We start from the raw sequence: 12,736 nt of genomic DNA, 5'->3' as shown, positions 1-12,736 counted from the left end.
CAATGTCTGCCCCGATCTCCAACGTCCGTCCCGAGCCCGACCAGGTCCTGGTCGATATCGCCGACTACGTCCTCAACTATGAAATCCAGAGCGGCCTGGCCTACGAGACCGCTCGCAACTGCCTGATCGACACCCTCGGCTGCGGCCTGGAAGCGCTGGAATATCCGGCGTGCCGCAAGCTGCTGGGCCCCGTCGTTCCCGGCACCGTCGTCCCGCACGGCGCCAAGGTGCCCGGCACCCAATTCCAGCTGGATCCCGTACAGGCCGCGTTCAACATCGGCGCGATGATCCGCTGGCTTGATTTCAACGACACCTGGCTGGCCGCCGAATGGGGCCACCCGTCCGACAACCTCGGCGGCATCCTGGCCACCGCCGACTGGCTGTCGCGCACCGCCGTCGCCGCCGGCAAGCCGCCGCTGACCATGCGCGCCGTGCTGACCGGCATGATCAAGGCGCACGAAATCCAGGGCTGCATCGCGCTGGAAAACTCCTTCAACAAGGTCGGCCTGGACCACGTGGTGCTGGTCAAGGTGGCGTCCACCGCCGTGGTGGCGCAGATGCTGGGCCTGACCCGCGACGAAGTCATCAACGCCGTCTCGCTGGCCTGGGTCGATGGACAGAGCCTGCGCACCTATCGCCACGCCCCCAACACCGGTAGCCGCAAGAGCTGGGCCGCCGGCGACGCCACCAGCCGCGCCGTGCGCCTGGCGCTGATCGCCCGCACCGGCGAGATGGGCTACCCCTCGGTGCTGTCCGCCAGGACCTGGGGCTTCTACGACGTGCTGTTCAAGGGCCAGCCGTTCCGGTTCCAGCGCCCCTACGGCAGCTACGTCATGGAAAACGTGCTGTTCAAGATCTCGTTCCCGGCCGAGTTCCACTCGCAGACCGCGGTCGAGTGCGCCATGCAGATCCACGACCGCCTCAAGTCCCTGGGCAAGTCCACCGACGACATCGCCAGCATCACCATCCGCACCCACGAGGCGTGCATCCGCATCATCGACAAGAAGGGCCCGCTGAACAATCCCGCCGACCGCGACCACTGCATCCAGTACATGGTCGCCGTGCCGCTCCTGTTCGGCCGCCTCACCGCCGCCGACTACGAGGACGACGTCGCCGCCGACCCGCGCATCGACGCCTTGCGCGACAAGATCACCTGCGTGGAGGACCCGGCCTACACCCGCGACTACCACGACCCCGACAAGCGCTCCATCGCCAACGCCCTCACCGTCCGGTTCACCGACGGCACTCAGCTCGACGAGGTCGTCTGCGAATACCCCATCGGCCACAAGCGCCGCCGCGCCGACGGCATCCCCCTGCTGGAAGCGAAATTCCGCACCAACCTGGCCCGCATCTTCCCCGCCCGCCAACAGGCCCGCATCCTGGAAGCCTCGCTGGACCAGAAAAAGTTGGAAGCGATGCCGGTCCACGAGTACGTCGATCTGTATGTGATTTGAGGCGACAAGCACGGATCTGATCCGAAGCGACAAGCGCAGATCTGAAGCGACAACCTGCACGCCCCACGGCCCCATCACGGCAAAACCGTCCGGGGCCGCTCTTCTCCCTTCCTCGCGGCTGCGCGCCAAGCAAGCCCCTGTCCACCACCGCGCAGCGAACACCCTCCCGACGCAATCCACCGCGTAAGTCAAGGCCGGCCGCCCGCGCGGCCGGCCCTGACGGGCCCCGCAAACCTCTCCAGCCCCCCACCGGCCTGGCAGCGCATCATTTCTCGAAACCCGTAGCCCGTCGCGGCGGCGGTTTGGGGGGGCGGGCAACCTCGATGCGCCCGACGGAAACCGAAGGCAGCCGCCGAACGGCGGCCACGAGGTTGAGGCAGGGGCAGTCCGGAGCGAACGCTCCGGACCGCAATCGTGGGCGCCCGCCCCCCAAACCGCCGCCGCGACGGGCGACCTACGAAGAACCGCCCGCCCCCAGCAATTACAATCTCCCTTCCCCAAGAAAACAAAGACCGCCCCCACCATGTCCATGCTCTGGGTAAAAACTTTCCACATCGTCTTCATCGCCTCCTGGTTCGCCGGCCTGTTCTACCTGCCCCGCATCTTCGTGAACCTGGCCCAGCAATCGGATTCGGCCGTGCAGGTCACCCTGCTCGGCATGGCGCGCCGCCTCTACCGCTTCACCACCATCCTGGCGGTCGTCGCCGTCGCGCTGGGCATGTGGCTGTATCTGGGTTACGGCATCGGCGTCGGCCCCGGCAACGGCTGGATGCACGCCAAGCTCTTTTTCGTCCTGCTCGTCATCGGCTACCATCACGCCTGTGGCGTCATGCTGCGTAAATTCGAACAGGGCAAGAACACCCGTTCGCACAAGTTCTATCGCTGGTTCAACGAAGTTCCCGTCTTGCTGCTCTTGGTGGTGGTGGCGCTGGTCGTCGTCAAACCCTTCTGATTCCCCCTACCCTTTGCACATTCGCCAGGATTCGTATGTCCGCTGATGACCAGGACCGCCCGCGCAAGACGCTGACGATCAAGAAAACCGCGCGCGACGCGCACGCCGAAGCCGCCCCCAAGCGGGTGCGCACCGGCGCCCGCGCCCGCCTGGTCGCCCAGAACGAGCGCGCCAAGGACAACATCGAGCGCCAGAAGGATCCCGAGGGCTACCAGCAGCGCCAGGCCGCCGCCCGCGCCGCGCGCCGGCCGGACGATCGTGAACGCGGCGACGGCCCGCGCCGCGGCGATGGCCCGCGCGGCGACCATCCGCGACGCGCTGACGGCCCCCGCGGCGACAGCCCCCGACGCGGTGACGGCTCTCGCAATGACAGCCCGCGCCGTAACGACAGCGCACGCGGCGACCGGCCCCGCCGTGGCGATGACGCGCGCGACGACCGCCCGCGCCGCGATGCGGAGCCGGCGCCGCGGTCGGGCCGCACGCCCCAGCGTGCCCCGCGCCTGGATGACCAGTACGTCGCCCCCGCCACGCCCGCCGGCCGCTTCTACGATCCGTTCGAGGACGACGGCCCCGCGCCCGAATTCGCGCCCGAACCCGATTACGACGACGAGGCGCCGGTCGACGCCGGCCCGGCGCACGGCGCCGACGCACCACATCGTCGCGCCCCGACCGTCGAGGTGCGCGAACGCCGTCCGCGCGAACCGCGCCAGGCCGAGCGCTTCAAGGTGTTCGCCCCCTGCCCTCAAGGCCTGGAGGAAGCACTGACGGCCGAGATGCAGGCCCTGGGTTACGAAGATGCCGAAGCCGGCCGCGCTGGCTGTTCCTTCACGGCCGATTGGGCGGGCGTGCAGCGCGCCAACCTGTATTCGCGCCTGGCGACCCGCATCCTGGTGCAGGTCGCGCACGCCGAAATTTCGCACGAGGACGATATTCTCGACCTGGCCCGCGACACGCCCTGGGAGCGCTGGTTCGGCGCCGAACAGACTTTGCGCGTGGACACCTCGGCGATCAAGAGCCCGGTGCAGAGCCTGCAGTACTGCAACCTGCGCGCCAAGGACGGCATCTGCGACCGCCTGCGCGAGCTGGAAGGCGAACGCCCCAGCATCGACACCGTCCGCCCCGACGCGCGCGTACACCTGTTCCTGACCGGCCACACCGCCACCCTGTACCTGGATACCTCGGGCGAATCGCTGTTCAAGCGCGGCTGGCGCCTGGACAAGGGCGATGCGCCGCTGCGCGAGAATCTTGCCGCCGGCATGCTGGCGCTGGCGGGCTGGGACCCTGCCGCGCCGCTGCTGGATCCGTTCTGCGGCTCGGGCACCATCCTGATCGAGGCCGCCTGGATCGCGCTGGGCGTGCCTCCCGGGATTTCGCGCCCGTTCGGCTTCGAGCGCCTGCGCGGCCACGACGCCTACCGCTGGCGCGACCTGAAGGACGACGCCCGCTCGCGCATCCTGCCGCAGTTGGACGCGCCACTGGTGGGCTACGACCTCGATCCGCAGGCGGTCGAATTTGCCCGCAACAACGCCGAGCGCGCCTGGCTCACCGCCGACACCATCCGGTTCGAGGTAGGCGACGCCCGTGAAATACAGGCGCCGGCGGATCATGGCTGGATCGTCACCAACCCGCCCTATGGCGAGCGTATGGCCACCGAGCAGGACGCCGACCTGTGGCGCGACTGGGCCACGTGCCTGAAGCGCAATTTCGTCGGCTGGCAACTGCACGTCATCACCAGCGACCTGACCCTGCCCAACCAGATGCGTCTCAAGCCCAAGCGCCGCGTGCCGCTGCACAATGGCGCGCTGGACTGCCGCCTGTTCGGCTTCGAACTGGTCGCCGCCGGCTACCGCGACGCCTGACCTCGGTACGCCCCGGGGCGGCGCCCCCGGGCTCGCCCCCTTTTCAGCTGCCGGCGCGTTGTAAAAGCGCCGCAACATCGTGCCCGTATCTTTGCTTATGGTGCCCCGCAGCGCCGATTTGGGGCATCATCAGCACCAGGGTGTTGCCGGTACGCACCAGGTGCTTGCACAGTTTCAGGGTTAACCCTATAATTCGGGTTATCCCTAGTAGCTAAACAACAGTGCAAGCCCGTGGAGGCTATTGTGATCAACCCGAACAACACCATCCGCCTGACCGACGAACTCGAGCGTCAACTGATGCTCCAGGCCATTGAAGAACAGTTCCGCCCGCACCCGATGCGTGCGTTGGCCGCGGGCCTGCGTAAGCTGGCTCACGGCGTCCGTGCCCTGGCTGGCAAGACGAGCGCCAAGAACGCGCACTCCGCCGCCTGAGCAGGACCCAGGCCTTCGGGCCTGAACGATTTCCCCTTGGGGGCTGCATAGCCCCTTTTATAGACCCGCCCTTACCGGCGGGTTTTTTTTATGGCCGAAGCCGGGAAACCGTCAACCCACCAGGTGGCGGCTTTGTCGGATAATACCGGCCCATGACCGACGCCTCCCTCGACCAGACCCCCAACCGGCTGCGCCGGTTCGCCTGCATGATGTACGAAGCCGTGCTGCTGTTCGGCGTGGTTTTCCTGGCGGGATACCTCATGGATACCCTGACCCAGAGCAAGAATGCGCTGGAACTGCGGCCCGCCCGCCAGGCCTGGCTGTTCGTGGCCATTGGCGCCTATTTCGTGCTGTGCTGGCGCCGCCGCGGCCAGACGCTGCCGATGAAGACCTGGAACATCCGCCTGGTCGATCGCGATGGCAACCCGCCGTCCACCGCCCGCCTGATCCTGCGCTACGTGCTGGCGTGGCCGCTGGTGCTGGCGGGCGCCGCCGTGGTGTGGGCCGCCGCCAGCGCCACCGGTTGGCCCTCGATGGACATGTTCATCGTGGCCGCGCCGTTCACGATCTTCATCTGGTCCTGGTTCGATCCGGACGGCCAGTTTCTGCACGACCGCCTGCTCGGCACGCGCCTGCGCAATGCGCCGCAGCGCAAGAAAACCCGCTGAGCGACAGGAATCGGACGCCTGAACGGGCGCTGAACATACCTGCTTACAACTAGCAAAATCGTGCGGCGAATTAGGCGCAGGCTTTCAGAAAGTTGAAAGTCGCGTGCAAAGACAATGGGGCCCCTTTCATAGACGCTCCAATAACTCATCATGCGCGCATTCCTTTCCCGCCTGTCGCTGGCCGCCGCCAGTGCCTTGTTGTTCCTGCCCTTCGGCGCCTCGGCCCAGAATGCCGCCGCGCAACAGGAGATCGAAGCCGCGATGAAGGCCGCCTACGCGGCCGCCCAGGAAGGCCCGGCCGACGTGAAGCTGGGCGACCAGGCCGTGGTGCACCTGCCCGAATCGATGTTCTTCGTGCCGCGCCTCCAGGCCGATCGCCTGATGGCCGCCTACGGCAATGGCAAGGACCCCTCGCTCTTGGGCGTGGTCATGCCCAAGAGCGACGATGACGACTGGGTCATCACCGTCAACTTCGACAAGGCCGGCTACATCAAGGACGACGACGCCAAGAACTGGAACGTCAACGAGCTGCTGGACAGCCTGCGCGAGGGCACCGAGGAATCCAACGTCGAACGCAAGAAACGCGGCTTTCCCGAGCTGGTCATGGACGGTTGGGTCGAGGCGCCCAAGTACGACAGCAACACCCAGCGCCTGGTCTGGTCGGTCGCCGTCAAGCACAAGGGCGAAGCGGCCAACGACAACCCCACGGTCAACTACAACACCTACGCGCTGGGCCGCGACGGCTACATCACGCTGGACCTGATCACGCAGAAGAACCTGGTGCCGAAGGACAAGACCGCGGTGCTGACCCTGCTGGACAACCTGAAGTACGTCGAAGGCAAGCGCTACGCCGACTTCAACTCGTCCACCGACAAGGTCGCCGAATACGGGCTGGCGGCACTGGTCGCGGGCGTCGCCGCCAAGAAGCTGGGCCTGTTCGCCGTGATCGCGGCGTTCCTGGCCAAGTTCGCCAAGGTCGGCATCCTGGCCGCCGCGGCGCTGGGCGGCGGGCTGTGGAAGCGCTTTCGCGGCAAGAAGGCCGAACAGCAACAGCCCTGAGCGATGAAGCTGCTGCTACTGCTGTTCTCGGGCCTGAAATACCTGAAGTTCGGCAAGCTGTTCGCCACCGGCGGCACCATGCTGCTGTCGGTGGCGGTCTACGCCTTCGTCTTCGGCTGGCGCTACGCGGCCGGCTTCGTGCTGTTGCTGCTGGTGCATGAACTGGGCCACTACATCGCGGCGCGCCAGCGCGGGCTGGACGTGGGCGCGCCCGTCTTCATCCCGTTCGTCGGCGCCTGGATCCAGCTCAAGGAAATGCCGCACGATGCCGACACCGAGGCCTACGTGGGCCTGGGCGGGCCGCTGGCCGGCACGGTGGCGTCGCTGGCTTGCTACTTCGCGGCGCGCAGCACCGGCAGCGACCTGCTGCTGGCGCTGTCGTACGCGGGCTTTTTCATCAACCTGTCCAACCTGATCCCGCTGTCGCCCTTCGACGGCGGCCGCATCACCGCGGTGCTGTCGCCGCGCATCTGGCTGGTGGGCGTGCCGGTGCTGGTGGCACTGTTCTTCTGGCGCCCCAGCCCGATCCTGATCCTGGTGGCCGTACTGGCCTTGCCCAACGTGCTGCGGGCCTTCAAGTACGATCCCTCGCTGCCCGAAAACCAGGCCTATTACGGCACCTCGCTGGAAAGCAAGCTGACCTACACCTGCGCCTACCTGGGCCTGGTCTGCGTGCTGGCGATCATGGCCCACGACGTGCACGACATGCTGGGGCACCTGCGCGGCTGAAGCTCCCCTGTTTGACGGCCGCCACCGCCGGAACGAGCGCGGCCGTCACAACAGCGTCACTTTTTTTTCATGTCACGGTCATCGCGGGATGGTTTCATTCCCAGGCATGACGACAGCCCCCATGGATAGCACCGTGAACGAAATCCGCCCCACGCACTGGCGCGCTCTCTGGATTTCCGACATTCACCTGGGCACCGCCGGGTGCAAGGCGGAGTTCCTGCTGGATTTCCTCGAGCACAACGATTCCGACACCCTGTACCTGGTCGGCGACATCGTCGACGGCTGGCAGCTGCGCAAGCACTGGCACTGGCCGCGGGCCCACAACGACGTGATCCAGCGCATTCTGCGCAAGGCGCGCAACGGCACCCGGGTGGTGTTCATCCCGGGCAACCATGACGAGTTCGCGCGCGAGTTCGCCGGCTACGCCTTCGGCGACATCGAGATCCTGGACGAAGACGTGCACGTCACCGCCAAGGGCTTGCGGCTGCTGGTGCTGCACGGCGACCAGTTCGACGGCGTGATCCAGCACAGCCGCTGGCTGGCGCACCTGGGCGACGGCCTCTACCAGCTGGCGCTGTGGATCAACCATCATTTCAACCGCCTGCGCCACCGCCTGGGGCTGCATTACTGGTCGCTGTCACAGTACCTCAAGCACAAGGTCAAGAACGCGGTGTCGTTCATCACCGACTTCGAGGAAGCGCTGGCCGGCGAGGCCCGCCGCCGCGGCCTGGACGGGGTGGTGTGCGGCCACATCCACAAGGCCGAACTGCGCGACGTGGGCGGCATCCTGTACTGCAACGACGGCGACTGGGTGGAAAGCCTGTCGGCGCTGGCCGAGACCCACGACGGCCAGCTGCAGCTGCTGGACTGGGCCGCGATCCAGGCCGAGCGCCAGGCTGACCCGGCGCAGCGCAAGCCGCGCTCGCTGTCCTTGCCGGCGCTGCCGTCGGCGCTGCGCCGCCAGGGCAAGCACCCGTGATAACCCTTATACGTCCCCGTTACGCAACGGGGATATTGCAGTTCACGGCCCTCTAGGTCATGCTTGCAATTGGGGCAACGGGCAAAAACTGACCCGTTCACGCTGCAACATGCTCACAACATAGGGCCATGAACGACCAATATCAGGTGCTCTACCAAACATTCCGCTGGCTGGTTCCCACCCAGTTCAACATCGCGGAAGCGTGCTGCCACCGCTGGGCATCCAGTAGTCCGGATGCGCGGCGCATCGCCATCTACTACGAAGATGAAGCCGGCAACCGCGAGGTCTGGACCTATGCGCGGCTGGCCGAGGCCGCCAATCAACTGGCCAATGGACTGGTGAAGATGGGCGTGGGCCGCGGCGACCGCGTCGGTGTGGTTTTGGGACAACGCCCTGAAACCGTGGTTGCGCACATGGCGATCTACAGCGTGGGCGCGGTGGTGCTGCCGCTGTCGGCCCTGTTCGGCCCCGAAGCCCTGCAAAGCCGCCTGTGCGATTCGGAAACCCGCGTCGCCATCGTCGACCACGCCTCCAGCGCCAACCTGCTGGCCGTCAGCGACAACTGCCCCAACCTGCAACAGATCATCGGCATCGGCTTCGCCGACGAGCGCGTCCTGCCCTGGCGCAGCCTGTTGGCGCGCCAGCCGAGCGAATTCAAGCCGGTGCCGACGCGTTCGTCGGATCCGGCCATCCTGCTCTACACCTCCGGCACCACCGGCGCGCCCAAGGGGGCCTTGCTGCCGCACAGCGCGCTGATCGGCAATCTGCCGGGCTTTGTCGCCTCGCAGGATTGGTTCCCTCGACCCGCCGACGTTTTCTGGTCGCCGGCCGACTGGGCCTGGACCGGCGGCATGATGGACGCGCTGCTGCCCACGCTGTACTTCGGCCACCCCATCGTCGGCACCCGGGGCCGCTTTTCGGTCGAGCGCGCGTTCGAACTGCTGGAACGCTACCAGGTCACCAATACTTTCCTGTTCCCGACGGCGCTGAAGATGATGATGAAGGCGGTGCCCGAGCCGCGTAATCGCTATCAGCTGGCTCTGCGCTCGATCATGAGCGCGGGCGAAAGCGTGGGCGAAACCGTGTTCGAGTGGTGCCAGTCGGCCCTGGGCGTCACGCCCAACGAGATGTTCGGCCAGACCGAAATGAACTACGTGGTCGGCAACAGCCAGAAACGCTGGCCGGCCAAGCCCGGCAGCATGGGCCGGCCCTACCCCGGCCATCGGGTCGCGGTGCTGGATGACGCCGGCCAGCCGGTGGCGCCGGGAGAAACCGGCGAGATCGCCGTCAATCGCTACGATATCCACGGTTATCCCGACCCGGTGCTGTTCCTGGGCTACTGGCGCAACGAGGCCGCCACTCAGGCAAAGTTCAAGGGCGACTGGTGCCTGACGGGCGACCTGGCGCGGATCGACGCCGACGGCTACCTCTGGTACGCGGGCCGCGCCGATGACGTATTCAAGTCGTCCGGCTACCGCATCGGCCCGGGCGAAATCGAAAGCTGCCTGATCGGGCACCCGGCCGTGGCCAATGCCGCGGTGGTGCCCAAGCCGGACGCCGAGCGCGGCGCGGTGGTCAAGGCCTATGTGGTGCTGACGCCCGAGTTCGCCCAGCGCGACCGCGGCGACATCATCGAAAACCTGCAGGAACACGTGCGCGAGCGCCTGGCGCCCTACGAGTATCCCAAGGAAATCGAATTCGTCGAAGAATTGCCCATGACCACCACCGGTAAAATCCAGCGTCGCATCCTGCGCCAGCGCGAAGAAGAACGCGCCCAGGCGTCCAGGCCCCAATGACGCGGGCGGGTCCGCCAGAGACCCGCCGCCGCACCCGGAGACAGGGCATGCCCATTTACCAGCTCGACGACCTCATTCCCCGCATCGATCCCGCCGCCTACGTGGCCGATAGCGCCGACATCATCGGCAACGTCACGCTGGAAGCCGGCGTCAGCATCTGGTCGCATGTCTCCATCCGTGGCGACAACGATGCCATCCTGATCCGCCAGGGCACCAATATCCAGGAGGGCTGCGTGCTGCACGTGGACACCGGCTGTCCCATGACCATCGGCCCGAACGTCACCGTGGGCCATCAGGCCATGCTGCATGGCTGCACCATCCACGAAGGCGCGCTGGTGGGCATGCAGGCGATCGTGCTGAACAATGCCGTGATCGGCCGCAACTGCCTGATCGGCGCCGGCGCCATCATCCCGGAAGACCGGGTGATTCCGGACAACTCCCTGGTCATCGGCATCGGCAAGATCGTGCGCGAGCTGTCGGACGAGGAAATCGCCAATCTGCGCAAGAACACCGCCCATTACGTGGCGCGCGGCCAACACTACAAGACGGCCCTGAAACGGCTGGCCTGACCGCGCCGCCGGGAACACCCCGCAAGACCCCCTACGTCCCTGCCGGCGGCAGGGGGAATCGGCCGCGCGATCGGCTAACATTCTCCCATGACCGATCAGCTCAAGAAATACCTCCTCGAAGACCGCAGCGTCCGCGTCCAAGCGGTGCGCCTCACGGATACCTGGAAGGCCGTCCAGGCCAACCACGACTACCCGCCCGCCATCACCCACCTGCTGGGCGAACTGGTGGCGGCCTCCACCCTGCTGGCCGCGAATATCAAGTTCGACGGCTCGCTGGTGCTGCAGATCCAGGGCGACGGCCCGATCGCCCTGCTGGTGGTGGAATGCCGCGCTGACCTCAGCCTGCGCGCCACCGTCAAGGTGCGCGAAGGCCACGCGGTGCCGGCCGATGGCGACATGCAGAGCCTGCTGAACCCCGGCGGCAACGGCCGCTTCATCGTGGTGCTGGATCCCCAGAACAAGGTGCCCGGCCAGCAGGCGTACCAGGGCATCGTGCCCCTGGAAGGCGAGACCGTCGCCGAAGCGCTGCAGCACTATATGAAAGCCTCGGAACAGCTCGACACGCGCCTGTGGCTGGCCGCCGACGCCGACCATGCCGCCGGCCTGTTGATCCAGCGCCTGCCCTACCACGGCGGCTCGGACAATCCCGTCCTGACCGAACAGGCCGCCGCCGAGACCTGGGACCGCGCCGCGGCGCTGGCCGCCACGCTCAAGCGCGACGAACTGCTGGCCACGGATATCGACACCCTGATCCACCGGCTGTACTGGGAAGAGACTCTGGTGGCCTTCGATCCGCAGCCGGTGCGCTGGCACTGTCCCTGCACCCGCGAACGCGTGGCCAACATGCTGCGCTCGCTGGGACAGGCCGAGGTCGACGACATCCTGGCCGAGCGCGGCCAGGTCGACGTGGCCTGCGACTTCTGCGGCAAGCCTTACGTCTTCGACGCGGTCGATTGCGCCGCGCTGTTCACCGGCGGCCAGCCGGCCAACGGCGACACGCCGCCCACCGTGCATTGAACCCGCGCCGAGGGCTGCCCCCTCGGCTTGTACGCATCGACAGGCGGTCATGCCCGCGCCACACTGGCCGGCCATGACCGCCTTTTTTTGCGCCCCATCCCGGCGCGGCAGGCGCCCGCCGCAACGGGGTGCCGCCGCCCTCGAGTTCACCCTGGCCGCGGCCATCGCGCTGCTGCTGGCGCTCCTGGCGCTGGAGGCCACGCGCTGGCAGCTCACCCGCCAGGTCGCCCAGTTGGCCCTGATGGAAGCCGCCCGCGCGGGCAGCACCGGACACGCCGACCCCGCCCTCATGCGGGCAGCCTTCCTGCGGGCGTTGCTGCCCCTGCATGCCGGCCCCGGAGGGGCGGCCGGCGCCCGCCGCCGGCAGGCGCGCAATCTGGAGCACGGCGCGGCCCTGATGGGCATGCCGCCGTGGCGCATCGAAATCCTGCGGCCCCTCCCTTCCGGTGGCCATGCCCGCGCGCCGGATGGTCGCCCCCAAGGCGGCACGCTCAAGCTGCGGCTGACCTACCTGTACCGGCCCTTGCTGGCGCCGCTACGGACGCTGCTGGCGGCCCTGGCCCCGGCCGATGACAGCTATGGCGGGCAGGCGTGGCGCCACGGACTGGCGCCGATCGGCATGGAACTCGTCATGGAAATGCACTCGGAACCGCGGGATGAAGCCCGGGGGCGGCCGCCGCCGGCCGGCATGGTGCAGGGCGCTTGCCGTCGCCTGCGCTGCCCGCGCACTGACGCGCCGGCGGCAAGTCAGTGACGGGTGTTGGCGTTGCCGGCGGCATTGCCGCTGGCGGGACGGGCATTGGCCGGCCGGGCGGCCGGGGTGGCCGGTGCGCTGGCGCGCGTGGGCGTGGCGGGCCGACTGGCCGCATCGGTGGCCAACGAGGCGCCGCCCGCGGGCGGCTGGGTGTTCTGGGGCAGGATGTGCACGAAGACTTCGCCTTCGCGCATCATACCCAGTTCGCCCCGCGCCCGTTCCTCGATGGCGCCGGAGCCGTTGTCCAGGTCACGGACTTCCGCTTCGAGGGCGGCGTTGCGCGCGCGCAGGCCTTCGTTGGTCTCGCGCTGCGCCGCCACCTGGCGTTGCAGGTCCCAGACCTTGAACCAGCCGCCCTTACCCAGCCAGAGCGGGTATTGGATCAGCCCTACCAGCACGAACAGCACCAGGAACAACAGGCGCATACGCGGGAACCCTCAGCAGTCGTGGCGCTAACAAGGCCGCGGC

Annotated in this window: 13 protein-coding genes; 12 read left to right on the top strand and 1 reads right to left on the bottom strand. The window is 67.5% G+C overall.

The window, feature by feature from the left end; translation table 11 throughout:
- The first annotated feature begins 2 nt into the window (after positions 1–2).
- From ABFG95_RS21735 to ABFG95_RS21680, 12 genes are all read left to right on the top strand, one after another.
- Positions 3–1,454, top strand: a complete 1,452-nt coding sequence (locus ABFG95_RS21735; RefSeq protein WP_054416805.1) for a bifunctional 2-methylcitrate dehydratase/aconitate hydratase — start codon at positions 3–5, stop codon at positions 1,452–1,454.
- A 523-nt stretch (positions 1,455–1,977) separates the two neighbouring features.
- Positions 1,978–2,406 carry a CopD family protein gene (locus tag ABFG95_RS21730; RefSeq protein WP_006384749.1) on the top strand — a complete coding sequence of 143 codons (429 nt, stop codon included), beginning with the start codon at positions 1,978–1,980 and terminating at the stop codon, positions 2,404–2,406.
- 500 nt (positions 2,407–2,906) lie between these two features.
- Positions 2,907–4,265 (top strand): THUMP domain-containing protein, encoded by a 1,359-nt coding sequence (locus ABFG95_RS21725; RefSeq protein ID WP_348996056.1) that lies wholly within the window; start codon positions 2,907–2,909, stop codon positions 4,263–4,265.
- 243 nt (positions 4,266–4,508) lie between these two features.
- A complete protein-coding gene (locus ABFG95_RS21720) occupies positions 4,509–4,697 on the top strand; it encodes a hypothetical protein (RefSeq protein WP_006393542.1) in 189 nt (62 codons plus the stop codon).
- A gap of 152 nt (positions 4,698–4,849) precedes the next feature.
- Positions 4,850–5,365, top strand: a complete 516-nt coding sequence (locus tag ABFG95_RS21715) for an RDD family protein (protein ID WP_006389354.1) — start codon at positions 4,850–4,852, stop codon at positions 5,363–5,365.
- Between the two features lie 150 nt (positions 5,366–5,515).
- On the top strand, positions 5,516–6,424 hold the full coding sequence (locus tag ABFG95_RS21710) for a DUF2167 domain-containing protein (protein WP_348994923.1): 909 nt from the start codon (positions 5,516–5,518) through the stop codon (positions 6,422–6,424).
- Positions 6,425–6,427: 3 nt separating this feature from the next.
- Complete coding sequence (locus ABFG95_RS21705; protein ID WP_348994922.1) at positions 6,428–7,153, top strand: site-2 protease family protein; 726 nt, start codon at positions 6,428–6,430, stop codon at positions 7,151–7,153.
- 106 nt (positions 7,154–7,259) lie between these two features.
- The gene (locus ABFG95_RS21700) at positions 7,260–8,132 is read left to right on the top strand and encodes a UDP-2,3-diacylglucosamine diphosphatase (protein ID WP_100503962.1); all 873 of its coding nucleotides are present in this window, start codon (positions 7,260–7,262) and stop codon (positions 8,130–8,132) included.
- Positions 8,133–8,260: 128 nt separating this feature from the next.
- On the top strand, positions 8,261–9,928 hold the full coding sequence (locus ABFG95_RS21695; protein ID WP_049072238.1) for an AMP-binding protein: 1,668 nt from the start codon (positions 8,261–8,263) through the stop codon (positions 9,926–9,928).
- 47 nt (positions 9,929–9,975) lie between these two features.
- Positions 9,976–10,497: a gamma carbonic anhydrase family protein gene (locus ABFG95_RS21690; RefSeq protein ID WP_348994921.1), complete on the top strand. Its 522-nt coding sequence runs from the start codon at positions 9,976–9,978 to the stop codon at positions 10,495–10,497.
- A gap of 87 nt (positions 10,498–10,584) precedes the next feature.
- Positions 10,585–11,514, top strand: coding sequence for an Hsp33 family molecular chaperone HslO (hslO, locus tag ABFG95_RS21685; RefSeq protein WP_054416799.1), 930 nt, complete (start codon positions 10,585–10,587; stop codon positions 11,512–11,514).
- A 73-nt stretch (positions 11,515–11,587) separates the two neighbouring features.
- On the top strand, positions 11,588–12,268 hold the full coding sequence (locus ABFG95_RS21680; protein ID WP_348994920.1) for a TadE/TadG family type IV pilus assembly protein: 681 nt from the start codon (positions 11,588–11,590) through the stop codon (positions 12,266–12,268).
- On the opposite strand, the gene ftsB is transcribed toward ABFG95_RS21680, so the two are convergent.
- Positions 12,262–12,693 carry a cell division protein FtsB gene (gene ftsB, locus ABFG95_RS21675; RefSeq protein WP_049072235.1) on the bottom strand — a complete coding sequence of 144 codons (432 nt, stop codon included), beginning with the start codon at positions 12,691–12,693 and terminating at the stop codon, positions 12,262–12,264. The two genes, ABFG95_RS21680 and ftsB, sit on opposite strands and share 7 nt — an antisense overlap.
- Positions 12,694–12,736: the final 43 nt, after the last annotated feature.

The sequence above is a fragment of the Achromobacter sp. HNDS-1 genome (assembly GCF_040084795.1).
In the GTDB taxonomy this organism is placed as follows: Bacteria; Pseudomonadota; Gammaproteobacteria; order Burkholderiales; family Burkholderiaceae_B; genus Achromobacter; species Achromobacter ruhlandii.
This window is presented reverse-complemented; position numbering and strand designations above follow the sequence as displayed.